The organism is Bradyrhizobium sp. WYCCWR15520, from assembly GCF_056174665.1.
Genome location: NZ_JBWBWM010000001.1, coordinates 49,576 through 63,453, shown reverse-complemented (window position 1 = coordinate 63,453; position 13,878 = coordinate 49,576). Strand labels below are relative to the sequence as shown.

Below are 13,878 nucleotides of genomic sequence, written 5' to 3'. Positions count from 1 at the left end.
CGCGCCGGCGCATCCAGATAGAACGAGCACCAGGGGAGGGATTGCGATGAGTGACGGCAACAGCGGGCTTCAACTGCGTACGCTGCTCAAGAAGAGCGGCGAACTCGAACTGTCGCTGGTGAACGTCCCGACCCCTGACCCGGCCGACGACGAGGTCGTGGTCCGGGTCGAGGCGACACCGATCAACCCGTCCGATCTCGGGCTCCTGATCGGCCCGGCCGACATGTCGACCGCCAAGGAGTCCGGTAGCACCGATGCGCCTGTCATCACGGCGAAGATGCCGGATGCAGCGATGCGGATGATGGCGGCGCGGCTCGATCAGTCGCTTCCCGCGGGCAATGAAGGCGCCGGCGTCGTGATCCGGACCGGCTCCTCGGACGCCGCCAAAGCGCTGATGGGCAAGACCGTCTCGATGATCGGCGGCGCGATGTACACGCAGTATCGCACCATCAAGGTGCGGGACGTGATGGAATTGCCTGAGGGCACCACGCCCGCCGACGGCGCGTCATGGTTCGTCAATCCGCTGACCGCGCTCGGCATGACCGAGACGATGCGGCGCGAAAATCACAAGGCGCTGGTGCACACCGCCGCCGCATCGAACCTCGGCCAGATGCTCAACAAGATCTGCATCAAGGACGGCATCGGCCTCGTCAACATCGTGCGCAGCAAGGAGCAGGCCGACATCCTGCATAATATCGGCGCCAAATATATCGTCGATTCCACCGCGCCGACCTTCATGGACGATCTCACCAATGCGCTGGTGGAAACCGGCGCGACCATCGCCTTCGACGCCATTGGCGGCGGCAAGCTGGCAAGCCAGATCCTCACCAGCATGGAGATGGCGGCCAACAAGACCGCCAAGGAGTACAGCCGCTACGGCTCCAACGTGTACAAGCAGGTCTACATCTACGGCAGCCTCGACAACCGCCCGACCGAACTGAGCCGTGCCTTTGGCCTGACCTGGGGCGTCGGTGGCTGGCTGTTGACGCCGTTCCTGCAGAAGATCGGCCCCGCCGAAATCGGCCGCCTGCGCCAGCGCGTGGCCTCCGAACTAAAGACCACGTTTGCCAGCCACTACACGCGAGTGGTGTCGCTGCAGGAGACGTTGCAGCTCTCCAATATCGCCGTCTACAACAAGCGCTCCACCGGCGAGAAATTCCTGATCAACCCGAACAAGAGCTGACGGCACGCCGCGTTTATCCGGCCATCGACAGAACAGGCCGCCCGATGGGACGGCCTGTTCTGCATTAGGGAAGGATTTTCTGGCGGCGAGATATGTCATGCGCGCGCGTCCACGCGCCCGGCAAGTATCACCTAAATTATCGCTGTGATTTCGATCCGGCGTTCGTTGGTTTTCTTTTTGGATGGAGCGTTCGCGTCAGATGCACCGCTGCTTCCTCGAGTTCGACGGCGCGCCTGATCCTTTGCAGTTCCAGATAGGCCTTCGCAACGTCAAATCGTGACCTTGGCGTTTGCGCCGACATTCGATTTCGCATGACAGTCCCTCCGTAGTGAGGCGCACGCTAACACTGTTGTTGGGACGATCTAGACCGTAGAACTGCTGGTTCCATGTTTCGAATTTGTGAACTTGAAGCAATGGCGCCGCCCTGAAGATGACGCCGTGAGCCAAGCCGAAAGGGCGCGGCCAAACCCACAAAAAGGGCATTTCATGCACTTGCATCTTTCTGGTGATCTGGCGTAAGGGAGAGCAGGCGCGTTCGCTCTCAAAAGGGATACCCAATGGCTACCCATACCATCGTCACCATCGTCGGCTCTCTGCGCAAGGAAAGCTTTTCGCTCAAGGTTGCCAATGCGCTCGCCAAGCTGGCGCCGGCTTCGCTCAAGCTCGACGTGACCACGCTCGAAGGCATTTCGTTCTTCAACCAGGATCTGGAAGCCAATCCGCCGGCCGACTGGCTGGCATTCCGCGAAAAGCTGCAGAAGTCGAACGGCGTGCTGTTCGTGACGCCCGAATATAACCGCTCGATCCCCGGCGTGTTGAAGAACGCCATCGACGTCGGCTCGCGCCCCTACGGCAAGAGCTCGTTCCTCGGCAAGCCGACCGGCATCGTCAGCAACTCGCCCGGCGCGCTCGGCGGCGTCAGCGCGGCCAAGCATCTGCAGAACATCCTGCCCGGTATTTCCGGCCCGATCCTCGGCCAGCCCGAAATCTATTTGAACGGCGTCGGCGACGCCTTTGACGACAAGGGCCAGCTCACCAAGGAAGCGGTGCAGAAGGTGCTGCAGCAATATATCGACGCCTTTGCGGCGTTCATCGAGAAGCAGAACAAGTAACCGCTTTCTATCCCCGTCATTGCGAGGTGCGAACTCTCCCGCCGTCATTGCGAGGAGCTCGCGACAAAATTGCAAAGCAATTTTGCGCTGAAGCAACGAAGCAATCCAGTCTTTCTTTCCGCGGCGGGATGGATTGCTTCGCGGAGCCTGTCATCGGGCGCGCGTTCGCGCGACCCGTTGGCTCGCAATGACGGGGGGTCAGTCAAGCCCGTGGCCTTAGGAATCCATTAACCCAGCCGTCGCATCTTGGGCGCATGGTCTCCCGTACCCGATTGAAGTCCATCCTGACCGGCCTCGCCCTTTACACGGTGGCGGCGCTGATGGTCAGCTATTTCGGTGTCAACGCCTATACCGGCAAATACGGCCTGAATGCGCGCCAGGAGCTCGATCAGGAGATCATCGCGCTCACCTCGGAGCTGGCGCGGTTGAAGCGGGAGCGGGCAGAGGGCGAACAGCGGGTATCGCTACTGCGCTCCGACCGGGTCGACCCCGACATGCTGGATGAGCGCGCGCGCTTCCAACTCGACTACGCCAATCCGCGCGACCTGATCCGGACCATCAAGCCGAACTGATTTTCAAGCCGATGTCATCGACAACGTCGTTGTCGGGACGATGCTTTCTGCCGGTCCGCAAATTTCAAAAAACTGCAAAATCAATTTCGAAAATGTCCCGCCACGTTGCAGTGCGGCATAGCAATATTTTCTTCAGCGCACGCAATCCTTTCACGGCGGTTTGAGTTGGGATAGAGAGGGCTGATCCCGTCTTTCTTTCTCACCCCGGAATTGCCATGGCTGCACCCAAGAAAAGCGTTGTCGCGAAGGAATTAGGGCAGGAGAAGGCAAGCGGGTCCCCACCGGAATTCACCAAGGCGCAGGAGCTGGCCGCGCTGCGGGACATGCTGCTGATCCGCCGCTTCGAGGAGAAGGCCGGCCAGCTCTACGGCATGGGTGCGATCGGCGGGTTCTGCCATCTCTATATTGGCCAGGAAGCCGTGGTGGTGGGGATGCAGATGGCCCTGAAGCAGGGCGATCAGGTCATAACTGGATACCGTGACCACGGTCACATGCTGGCCTGCGGGATGTCCGCCAACGGCGTTATGGCCGAACTCACCGGCCGCCGCGGCGGCTACTCCAAGGGCAAGGGCGGCTCCATGCACATGTTCAGCATGGAGAAGAATTTCTACGGCGGCCACGGCATCGTCGGCGCCCAGGTCTCGCTCGGCACCGGCCTTGCGTTTGCCAACCGCTACCGCGGCAATGACAATGTCGCGCTCGCCTATTTCGGCGATGGCGCCGCCAACCAAGGCCAGGTGTACGAAAGCTTCAACATGGCGGAGCTGTGGAAGCTCCCGGTGATCTTTGTGATCGAGAACAACCGCTACGCTATGGGTACCTCGGTGTCGCGCGCTTCCGCGCAGTCCGATTTCTCCAAGCGTGGCGCCTCCTTCAACATCCCCGGCAAGCAGGTCGACGGTATGGACGTCCGCGCGGTCAAGGCCGCCGCGGATGAGGCCGTCGCCTGGTGCCGCGCCGGCAACGGTCCCTTTATCCTGGAGATGCAGACCTACCGTTACCGCGGCCACTCGATGTCGGATCCTGCGAAGTATCGCACCCGCGAGGAGGTGGAAAAGGTCCGCCACGACTCCGACCCGATCGAGCAGGTACGCAGTCGCCTCCTGGCCGCCAAGGTCACCGAGGAGGAATTGAAGAAGATCGACGCCGAGGTCCGCGAGATCGTCAACGCGTCCGCCGATTTCGCCCAGCGCGATCCCGAGCCCGATGTGTCCGAACTCTGGACCGACATCTACCGCTAAGCGCAAGCCCCAAAAGTATCCGGAGCTACCATGCCGATTCAAGTTCTGATGCCTGCGCTGTCGCCCACGATGGAGAAGGGCAACCTCGCCAAATGGCTGAAAAAGGAAGGCGAGACCATCAAGTCGGGCGATGTCATCGCCGAGATCGAGACCGACAAGGCGACGATGGAGGTCGAGGCAACCGACGAGGGCACGCTCGGCAAGATTTTGATCCCGGAAGGCACCGCCGACGTCGCGGTGAATACGCCGATCGCGATGATCCTCGCTGACGGCGAGAACGCGGCCGAGCTCGCGAAGGCGCCGGCGCCCGCTGCCAAGGCCACGGAATCAGCGCCTCCCGCAGAAGCCAAGGCGGAAGCGCCGCAGCCCAAGGCCGCACAACATCCGACAGCGCCGACGACCGTCAGCGAGCCGGAGCCGGAAGTGCCCGCCGGAACCGAATTCATCACCCAGACCATCCGCGAAGCGCTGCGCGATGCGATGGCCGAAGAGATGCGCCGCGACGGCGACGTCTTCATCATGGGCGAGGAAGTCGCTGAATATCAGGGTGCCTACAAGGTCACCCAGGGCCTCCTTCAGGAGTTTGGTGCGCGGCGCGTGATCGATACGCCAATCACCGAGCACGGCTTTGCTGGCGTCGGCGTCGGTGCGGCGATGACGGGGCTGAAGCCGATCGTGGAGTTCATGACCTTCAACTTCGCCATGCAGGCGATCGACCAGATCATCAACTCCGCGGCCAAGACGCTGTACATGTCGGGCGGCCAGATGGGCTGCTCGATCGTGTTCCGCGGGCCGAACGGCGCCGCCGCCCGCGTCGCCGCCCAGCACAGCCAGGACTATTCGGCCTGGTACTCGCAAATACCCGGTCTGAAGGTGATCGCGCCGTTCTCGGCCGCCGACTACAAGGGCCTGCTCAAGGCCGCGATCCGCGATCCCAACCCGGTCATCTTCCTCGAAAACGAAGTCCTGTACGGCCACACCGGCGAGGTGCCGAAGCTCGACGACTACGTCGTGCCGATCGGCAAGGCGCGCGTGGTGCGCAAGGGCAAGGACGTCACCATTGTCTCCTGGTCGATGGGCATGACCTATGCACTCAAGGCCGCGGAAGAACTCGCCAAGGAAGGCATCGAGGCCGAGGTGATCGACCTGCGCACGCTGCGTCCGATGGATACCGAAACGATCATCGCCTCCGTGCAGAAGACCGGCCGCGCGGTGACGGTGGAGGAGGGCTGGCAGCAGTCCGGCGTCGGCGCCGAAATCGCCGCCCGCATCATGGAGCACGCCTTCGATTATCTCGACGCGCCGGTCGCGCGGGTGTCCGGCAAGGACGTGCCGATGCCCTATGCGGCCAATCTCGAAAAGCTGGCATTGCCGTCCGTCGCCGAGGTGGTCGCGGCCGCCAAGGCCGTTTCGTATCGGTAGGTCCAGATGGCCGGCCCCAGCGAACAGCCGTTGCCGCCCGACGTCATCGGCCGGGACGATGCCGTCGAGGTCCTGCGGGCCTTCGTCGTCGATGGCGGGCTCTCGATCGCGTTCCAGCGTGCTTTCGAGGAGCCTGACATGTGGGGCCTGATGCTGGTCGATATCGCCCGCCATGCCGCCCGCGCCTATGCGCGCGAGAGCGGCTACACCGAGGACGAAGCGCTCGCGCGCATCGTCGATATGTTCGAAGCCGAAATCAACCGGCCGACCGACATGGGCTCCACCACGCCGCGGTCGCAACAAGGTCACTGACAATGCCGATCAACATTTTGATGCCCGCGCTGTCGCCCACGATGGAAAAGGGCAACCTTGCCAAGTGGCTCAAGAAAGAGGGCGACAAGGTCAAATCCGGCGACGTGATCGCGGAGATCGAGACCGACAAGGCGACCATGGAAGTCGAGGCGGTCGACGAGGGCACGATTGCAAAGATCCTGGTTCCAGAGGGCACGCAGGACGTGCCGGTCAATGACGTCATCGCGGTCATGGCCGGCGACGGCGAGGATGTGAAGGCAGCTAGTGCCGGAGCAGCGTCCGCACCGAAGCCCGCTGAGGCACCGAAAGCCTCTGAGGCGCCCAAGCCCGCTGCCGCTACATCGGCACCGGCACCCGCGCCAAAACCTGCAGCAACTGGGCCGACACAGGCTGCCGCGCCGGCGGCTCAGGCTGCGGTAGCGCCTGCCAAGGGCAACGGCCACGCGCGCATCTTCTCATCGCCTTTGGCGCGCCGTCTCGCCAAGGACGCCGGGATCGATCTTTCGCGCATCACCGGCTCCGGCCCGCATGGCCGCGTCGTCGCGCGCGACGTCGAGGACGCGAAATCCGGCAAGGGCCTGAAGGCCCCGGCAGCCGCGCCCGCCGCGGGTCCTGGCCTCGCGCCGTCAATGTCGGACAAGCAGATTCTCGCGCTGTTCGAAGAGGGCTCCTACGAGATCGTGCCGCATGACGGCATGCGCCGCACCATCGCGCAGCGGCTCACCGCCTCGGTGCAGACCGTGCCGGTGTTTTATCTGACGATGGACTGCGACATCGGCAAGCTGCTGGTGGCGCGTGAGGAGATCAACGCTGCCGCACCGAAGGACAAGGAAAAGAAGCCGGCCTACAAGCTCTCGGTCAACGACTTCGTCATCAAGGCGATGGCGGTCGCGCTGCAGAAGATTCCGAACTGCAACGTGAGCTGGACCGAAGGCGGCATGCTCAAGCACAAGCATTCCGACATCGGCGTTGCCGTGGCGATGCCCGGCGGCCTGATCACGCCGATCATCCGCAAGGCGGAGACCAAGACACTGTCGACCATCTCGTCCGAGATGAAGGATTTTGCGGCGCGCGCGCGGGCGCGCAAGCTGAAGCCGGAAGAATATCAGGGCGGCACCACGGCGGTGTCGAACCTCGGCATGTACGGCATCAACCACTTCACCGCCGTGATCAACCCGCCGCATGCGACGATCCTCGCCGTCGGCACCAGCGAGGAGCGCCCCGTGGTGCGCGATGGCAAGATCGAGATCGCGCAGATGATGAGCGTGACGCTGTCCTGCGATCACCGCGCCATCGACGGCGCGCTCGGCGCCGAACTAATCGGCGCGTTCAAGCAATTGATCGAAAACCCAGTGATGATGATGGTGTGAGGCGAGGTAACCCGCACCGTCATTGCGAGCGCAGCGAAGCAGTCCATCTCACCGGCGACAAGATGGATTGCTTCGTCGCAAGGGCTCCTCGCAATGACGAAGAATAGTGATGGTCGCACGATAGCGAGCGAGTAGCCAATGGCCGATACATCCTTCGACGTCATCATCATCGGCTCCGGTCCCGGCGGCTATGTCACCGCGATCCGCGCGGCGCAGCTTGGTTTCAAGACCGCGATCATCGAAAAGTCCTATCTCGGCGGCATCTGCCTGAACTGGGGCTGCATCCCGACCAAGGCGCTGCTGCGCTCGGCGGAAATCTACCACTACATGCAGCACGCCAAGGATTACGGGCTTTCCGCCGAAAAAGTCTCGTTCGATCCGAAGGCGGTGGTGCAGCGCTCGCGTGGCGTCTCGAAGCGGCTCAACGACGGCGTCGGCTTCCTGATGAAGAAGAACAAGGTGACGGTGATCTGGGGCGACGCCTCGATCGACGCACCCGGCAAGGTCACGGTGAAGAAGTCCGCCGTCGAGGCGCCGAAGGGGGCGCTGGGCGAGGGCGCCTACCAGGCCAAGCACATCATCATTGCCACTGGCGCCCGACCGCGCGTGCTGCCGGGGCTCGAGCCCGACAAGAAGCTGGTCTGGACCTATTTCGAGGCGATGGTGCCGGATCGGATGCCGAAATCGCTGCTGGTGGTCGGCTCCGGCGCGATCGGCATCGAGTTCGCCTCGTTCTTCCACACCATGGGCGCCGACGTCACCGTGGTCGAGGTGCTGCCGCAGATTCTTCCCGTCGAGGATGCGGAAATCGCGGGGCTCGCGCGTAAGCGGTTCGAGAAGCAGGGCATCAAGATTCTCTCCGACACCAAGGTGACGAAGCTGGAGAAGAAGGCCGACAGCGTCGTCGCCACCATCGACGACGGCAAGAAGCCGCAGACGGTCGAGTTCGAGCGGGTGATCTCGGCGGTCGGCGTGGTCGGCAATGTCGAAGGCCTCGGGCTGGAGAAGGTCGGCGTCAAGACGGATCGTGGCGTTGTCGTGATCGACGGCTACGGCAAGACCAATGTCCCCGGCATCTACGCCATCGGCGACGTCGCCGGCCCGCCGATGCTGGCACACAAGGCCGAGCACGAGGGCGTGGTCTGCATCGAGGCGATCAAGGGCCTGCATCCGCATGCCATGGACAAGAACCTCATTCCCGGCTGCACCTACTGCCACCCGCAGATAGCCTCGGTCGGGCTGACGGAGGCGAAGGCGAAAGAAGGCGGCCGTGAAATCCGCGTCGGCCGTTTCCCCTTCGTCGGCAACGGCAAGGCGATCGCGCTCGGCGAGGATCAGGGCCTCGTCAAGGTGATCTTCGACAAGAAGACCGGGCAGTTGCTCGGTGCGCACATGATCGGCGCGGAAGTGACCGAATTGATCCAGGGCTATGTCGTCGCCATGAACCTGGAGACCACGGAAGAAGAGCTGATGCACACGGTTTTCCCGCATCCGACGCTGTCGGAGATGATGAAGGAAGCCGTGCTCGACGCCTACGGCCGCGTGCTGAATATGTGACTCTGCCGTCATTGCGAGCGAAGCAATCCAGCTATCCGCTTGCGGCGCTATGGATTGCTTCGCTCGCAATGACGCGGATATAGATCGCTCAACTAGAAAGAAAACCAAGCGTGAAAGACAACGACAATCTCACCATCGAACGACCGACGTTCGTGACCCATCTCGAATGCGCGATGGAAGGCGATCGGTACGAAGCCGACCAGATCCACAATCTCTCCAAGGCCGGCAAGCCGCTCTTGGTGCGCTACGATCTCGCGGGCGTGAAGAAGGCGCTGACCAAGGAAGCTCTGGCACAACGCCCAGCCGACATGTGGCGCTACCGCGAGCTGCTGCCGGTGCGAAAAGTCTCCGACATCGTCAGCCTCGGCGAAGTCATGACGCCGCTGATCCGGCTGCCGAAGCTTGCGAAGAAGCTCGGCGGCGGCGAGATCATCGTCAAGGACGAGGGCCGTCTGCCGACCGGCTCGTTCAAGGCCCGCGGCCTCGTGATGGCGGTGTCGATGGGCAAGGCGCTCGGCATCAAGCACATGGCGATGCCGACCAACGGCAATGCGGGCGCTGCGCTCGCGGCCTACGCCACCTCCTGCGGCATCAAGACCACGATCTTCTGCCCCGCCGATACGCCAGAGGTGAACGTCAGCGAGATCGAGCTGCAGGGCGCTACCGTCTATCGCGTCAACGGCCTGATCGACGATTGCGGCAAGATCGTCGGCGAGGGCAAAGCCAAGGCAGGGTGGTTCGATACCTCGACGCTGAAGGAGCCGTACCGGATCGAAGGCAAGAAGACGATGGGCCTGGAGCTCGCCGAGCAGCTCGGCTGGGAGATGCCCGACGTGATCTTCTATCCGACCGGCGGCGGTACCGGCCTGATCGGCATGTGGAAGGCGTTCGCCGAACTCGAAGCCATCGGCTTCATCGGATCGAAGCGCCCGCGGATGGTTGCGGTGCAGGCGTCCGGCTGCGCGCCGATGGTGCGTGCTTTTGAAGCAGGCACCGAGCACGCGCCGCGCTGGGAGGATGCCCACACCATCGCGTCGGGCATTCGCGTGCCGCAGGCGGTCGGAGATTTTCTGATCCTGCGCGCGGTCCGCGAGAGCAAGGGTTTCGCCATTGCGGTGCCGGATGAGAAGATTTCTGCTGCGCTCAACGAAGTTGCGCGCGAGGAGGGGCTGCTGTTGTGTCCGGAAGGGGCGGCGACATATGCTGCCTATCAGCAAAGCCTCGCCGAGGGCCGCGTGACGAAAAACGATCGCGTCATGCTGTTCAATTGCGCGACGGGGCTTAAATATCCGCTGCCGCCGGTTACGCGCACGCTCGATCGCCACAAACCGATCGACTACGCGAGGCTCTGACTGTCACGCGGCGGAATGTGATGGGAGCACGAGATGCGAAAGATCATTCTGGCCGCGATTGCAGCGTTGGCGTTCAGCGGTGCGGCGGCGGCGCAAAGCTTTCCTTCCCGCCCCATCACCATCATCGTGCCGTTCTCCGCCGGCGGCCCGTCGGATGCGATGACGAGAATTCTCGCCGAGCGCATGAAGGTCTCGCTCGGCGAGCAGGTTCTGGTCGAGAATGTGACGGGGGCGGGCGGTTCGGTCGGCGTCGGCCGCGCGGTGCGCTCCCCGCCTGACGGCTACACGGTCAGCTTCGGGCATCTCGGCACCCACGTCGCCAATGGCGCGATCTACAAGCTCGGCTATGACCTCGTCACCGATCTTGAACCGGTTGCGCTGCTGCCGAGCAATCCGATGATCATCGTCAGCAAGAAGGCGGTTCCCGCAACGTCGCTGAAGGAATTTCTGGCGTGGCTGAAGGCGCAGCCGACGCCGGTGACCGCGGGCACGGCAGGCGCCGGCTCCGGCAGCCATATCGCCGGGCTCTATTTCGAGAACGTCTCCGGCATCAAGCTGCAATATGTGCCATACCGCGGCACCGGCCCCGCGATGAACGATCTCGTCGCCGGCCAGATCGACATGATCGTCGACCAGACCTCGAACTCGATCGGACAGGTGCGCGCCGGCAACATCCGCGCTTATGCCATCACCGACTCCAAGCGCGTCGAATCCGCCTCCGACATCCCGACCGTGGACGAAGCGGGGCTGCCGGGTTTCCACATGACGCTGTGGTCCGGCCTCTGGGTGCCCAGGGACACGCCGAAGGACGTCGTCGCCAAGCTGAATGCAGCGACGGTGGATGCGTTGGGCGATCCGGCGGTGCGCAAGCAGCTCGAAAATCTCGGACTGCAAATGCCGCCCAAGGACAAATTGACACCCGAAGCGCTCGGTGCCTGGCAGAAGGCCGAGATCGCGAAATGGTGGCCGATGATCAAGGCCGCCAATGTGAAGGTGGATTGATGTCACCTCCGTAAACCGGCGGCGGATGTGGCACGGCTCGAAGCGGAAGGCGCAACCCGCGGTTTATTCACCGTGACGCGGTGGATTGCGCGCTGCGCTAATCTGCCGTCCAAGTACGCTCACTGCGAGCCCGTCGGCGGTGCCGCATTCACCTCCTGCGTATTGACGCGCTGGTTGGGCTTCGACGCCACGACGGTGTCGTTGTCAAACCGCACGCGGTAGACCGCCAAATTTTCCATCACGCGCTGGACATAGTTTCGCGTCTCCGAAAACGGAATGCGCTCGACCCAGTCAACCGGATCAACCTTGGGGTCCCGCGGATCGCCATAGGCCTTGACCCAGTCCCGCACCCGGCCCCGGCCGGCATTGTAGCCGGCAAAGGTCATGATGTGATTGCCCTTGTATTCGCTCAGTAGCGCGCTCAGTTCTGCGGCGCCCATCTGCGTGTTGTAGACGGGATCGGAAACCATGCGGTCCCAGTCGTAGCTGACCTTGAATCGCTTCGCGGTATCGCGTCCCGCTTCCGGCGTCACCTGCATCAGGCCGACGGCATTTGCCGCAGACTTGTCGCGCTGGTCGAACGCGCTCTCCGTGCGCGCCACCGAATAAATCATGCTGAGCTCAATTTCGGGGGCGTGCTGACGGTGCGGCGGAATCCCGATGGTGGGAAAGGCGTAATGATCGAGCGGCAGTCCGCGGCCGAGCGAAGGCTTTCCGATCTGCAGCATCGCGCGGGCGTCGTTGCGGCGGCCGGTGAGCTCGCCGAGCGCTTCGAGCAAGGTTACGTCGGAGCTTTGTTCGCCGAGATCGGCGGCAAAATAGAGTACGACATCGCGTTCGCCGATCTCGTAGAGCATCTCGGCGGCGCGTACGCGTTCGTCGGTGGCCGGCACATCGGCGGAGGCGAGAACGGGCGAGGGGGCCCGCAGTTCGATCCGGTCGCGGCCAAGCCTGGCGCGCGCGAGCTGCCCGTAATAGGCGGTCGGATAGCGCGCGGCCGCTTCGTAGTTTGAGCGCATCGCGTCTTTCTCGCCGAGGGCTTCGGCGGCGCGCCCGCGCCAGTAGTTCGCCCGCGCCAGCACGGTCGGATTGACCTGTCCCTCGTCGATCCGGGCGAAATGCCGGGCCGCGGTGGCGGGGTCGTCGAGGTAGCGCAGGGCAATCCAGCCGCACATGAAGTGGAAGTCGGACCGGTAGTATTCATTGGCCGGCAGCGCGGCGTGGCGGATCACCTGGTAGGCGGTCTGGAACTTGCCGTCATCGAGCAGCTTGCGGGCGAGCATACGGCGCTCGCGCCACCATTGATCAGTGTCCTGCAGCGCCATGGTCTCGGGTGCCGCGGCCAGCATCAGGCCGGCTGCATCGTCAATGCGGTTTTGGGCGAGCATCCACTGAATGCGGCAAAGGGTGTACCCGAGATCCTGCCGGGCCTCGACTGCGACATCGTCGAGTGCATCCTTCGCCTTGTCCGATTTTCCCCTGACCAGGGCACAAGCCTTCACGATCGCAAGCTCGTCGTCGCCAAGACGCCGCGCGGCGCGCTTCGCGCCGGCGAGATCCTTGACGCCGATGCGCTTGTTCATGCGCGCTCGGTGATCGTCGCGATTGAGAAGGTCGCGGAACGTCTCGAGCGTGTCGGTCTCCAGGCGCTCCGACAATTCGTCCGATCGCCATGCGTCGCGCGCCAGCCTGGCCGCGCCGTCCCGATCGCCCTCTGCCAGCAGCACGCGCGCCAGCGCCAACTTGCCCTTGGCATAGGTCGGCCGATCGCCGGTGAAGCCGCGAACCGTCGCCGCATCGCTGCGCTGCTCCCACAGCCGCGCCTCTGCGCGCCGGCGAAGCAACGCTGCGCTCGGCCATTCCGGATTGGCGGCGATGAACGACGCGTAACGGCTGAAAGTCGCTGTCGTCGCCGGGTGGCGCAGAATGAACCACTCGACGAGCTTTTGCGCCGCCGGATCCGCGATCCTGTTCCTGATCTCCGTTGCCTCTTCGGTCTTTGCCTTGCGAGCGAGATCGATGGCTTCCTTTACCAGCGCAAGATCGCCCGTCAGCGGAGCGACGGCCTCCTTGGGAGCAGGCGGAGCCTCCGGCCGCTTCGCCTTGTGTTGTGAGGAAGCGTGCTTGGCGTGCCGGCGTTTTCCGTGCGCAGCGCTGCGATGGGAGCGAGCCTGCTTGGCCACGTGCGACTTCTTGCTCGCTTCGTGCGCCTTGGCGTGTGGTTTATGGCTGGCCCGCGCGGTCGCATCCGTCGAGAAGAGAGCGAGTCCAGCTAGCGTGAAAAAACAAGACAACGAGCGTAAGCATCGGTTCATTCCATGGTCCCCCTGCGAAAGCCACGTCACAAACACTGTCGAAACCAAGAGATCGCGTGATGCGCTTGGCCCCGAACTGTTCGAAAGATTACCACAACGCTTGAGCGCAATTGTCACGTCAATGCAACAAATGCGCGCAAAATAAGGCCGAATGGAACTCAAAGGTTCCCAAGCGAAGCGCCGCGCAGCTGCTTTCCGTTCGTCACTTCACGGGCTCAATGCCGCAAGCGATCGGCACCTCGCAGAAGGCCGAGGGCGCAAAATGGTGGCCGATGATCAAGGCCGCCAATGTGAAGGTGGATTGAGACGTAGTCGTTGCTTCGTAGCCCGCATGAGCGCAGCGAATGCGGGAAACGATGCCCCGCATATCGCTGTGCTCATGCGGGCTACACGCTCTCGACGCAGTCCAGCGCCCGGCGACGCTGCAATCGACACCGGAC

General features: G+C 63.2%; 11 protein-coding genes. 10 read left to right on the top strand and 1 reads right to left on the bottom strand.

The window, feature by feature from the left end:
* Positions 1–46 precede the first annotated feature (46 nt).
* The 10 genes from AC0QUY_RS00300 (at position 47) to AC0QUY_RS00255 (ending at position 11,123) form a co-directional block, all read left to right on the top strand.
* A complete protein-coding gene (locus tag AC0QUY_RS00300) occupies positions 47–1,183 on the top strand; it encodes a zinc-binding dehydrogenase (protein ID WP_475385311.1) in 1,137 nt (378 codons plus the stop codon).
* Positions 1,184–1,740: 557 nt separating this feature from the next.
* Positions 1,741–2,295 (top strand): NADPH-dependent FMN reductase, encoded by a 555-nt coding sequence (locus AC0QUY_RS00295; protein ID WP_161854825.1) that lies wholly within the window; start codon positions 1,741–1,743, stop codon positions 2,293–2,295.
* 254 nt (positions 2,296–2,549) lie between these two features.
* Positions 2,550–2,867: an FtsB family cell division protein gene (locus tag AC0QUY_RS00290; protein ID WP_161854824.1), complete on the top strand. Its 318-nt coding sequence runs from the start codon at positions 2,550–2,552 to the stop codon at positions 2,865–2,867.
* A gap of 215 nt (positions 2,868–3,082) precedes the next feature.
* A complete protein-coding gene (pdhA, locus tag AC0QUY_RS00285; protein WP_161854823.1) occupies positions 3,083–4,108 on the top strand; it encodes a pyruvate dehydrogenase (acetyl-transferring) E1 component subunit alpha in 1,026 nt (341 codons plus the stop codon).
* A 30-nt stretch (positions 4,109–4,138) separates the two neighbouring features.
* Complete coding sequence (locus AC0QUY_RS00280) at positions 4,139–5,530, top strand: pyruvate dehydrogenase complex E1 component subunit beta (RefSeq protein WP_475385310.1); 1,392 nt, start codon at positions 4,139–4,141, stop codon at positions 5,528–5,530.
* Between the two features lie 6 nt (positions 5,531–5,536).
* Entirely contained in the window at positions 5,537–5,842 is a 306-nt protein-coding gene (locus tag AC0QUY_RS00275) for a DUF5076 domain-containing protein (protein ID WP_161854821.1), read from the top strand.
* Positions 5,843–5,844: 2 nt separating this feature from the next.
* Positions 5,845–7,212, top strand: coding sequence for a pyruvate dehydrogenase complex dihydrolipoamide acetyltransferase (locus AC0QUY_RS00270; RefSeq protein ID WP_475385309.1), 1,368 nt, complete (start codon positions 5,845–5,847; stop codon positions 7,210–7,212).
* A gap of 138 nt (positions 7,213–7,350) precedes the next feature.
* Complete coding sequence (lpdA, locus tag AC0QUY_RS00265; protein WP_161854819.1) at positions 7,351–8,769, top strand: dihydrolipoyl dehydrogenase; 1,419 nt, start codon at positions 7,351–7,353, stop codon at positions 8,767–8,769.
* 110 nt (positions 8,770–8,879) lie between these two features.
* Positions 8,880–10,121, top strand: coding sequence for a threonine synthase (locus AC0QUY_RS00260; RefSeq protein WP_161854818.1), 1,242 nt, complete (start codon positions 8,880–8,882; stop codon positions 10,119–10,121).
* A 33-nt stretch (positions 10,122–10,154) separates the two neighbouring features.
* Positions 10,155–11,123, top strand: a complete 969-nt coding sequence (locus AC0QUY_RS00255) for a tripartite tricarboxylate transporter substrate binding protein BugD (RefSeq protein WP_161854817.1) — start codon at positions 10,155–10,157, stop codon at positions 11,121–11,123.
* A 119-nt stretch (positions 11,124–11,242) separates the two neighbouring features.
* On the opposite strand, the gene AC0QUY_RS00250 is transcribed toward AC0QUY_RS00255, so the two are convergent.
* A complete protein-coding gene (locus AC0QUY_RS00250; RefSeq protein WP_475385308.1) occupies positions 11,243–13,438 on the bottom strand; it encodes a lytic transglycosylase domain-containing protein in 2,196 nt (731 codons plus the stop codon).
* Positions 13,439–13,878: the final 440 nt, after the last annotated feature.